1 protein-coding gene is annotated in these 410 nt (G+C 43.9%); it reads right to left on the bottom strand.

The features are described 5' to 3' along the window. Nucleotides 1–353 (bottom strand): SprB repeat-containing protein (locus tag AB4Y90_RS18255; protein ID WP_441558973.1); only part of this gene is annotated, 353 nt, incomplete at its 3' end. Nucleotides 354–410: the final 57 nt, after the last annotated feature.

Raw genomic sequence — 410 nt, 5'->3', positions numbered from 1 at the left:
GTAGTGATTCCACCACCCCAGTTGAAGGTATATGGTGCTGTTCCTCCTGATGGAGTTAAATTAATCGCTCCTGTTGAAGCTCCGTTACATGCAATATTCGTAACTACTGTCGTTCCTGAAACTGCGGTTGCAGGCTGAGTAATCGTTACTGTTCTTGAAATCGTACATCCATTAGCATCTGTTACTAATACTGTATAAGATCCTGCTGATAAACCGGTAGCTGTTGCTGCCGTTCCGCCGCTTGGAGACCATGAATAAGTGTAAGGTGCTGTTCCGCCTGTTACTACAATTCCTGCTGATCCGTTTGATCCGCCGTTACATGAAATATTAGTCTGTGAAACTGTTGCACTCATTGCTGTTGCCGTTACATGAAATATTAGTCTGTGAAACTGTTGCACTCATTGCTGTTG

The organism is Chryseobacterium sp. 2TAF14, assembly GCF_052115105.1.
Classification (GTDB): Bacteria; Bacteroidota; Bacteroidia; order Flavobacteriales; family Weeksellaceae; genus Chryseobacterium.
This window is presented reverse-complemented; position numbering and strand designations above follow the sequence as displayed.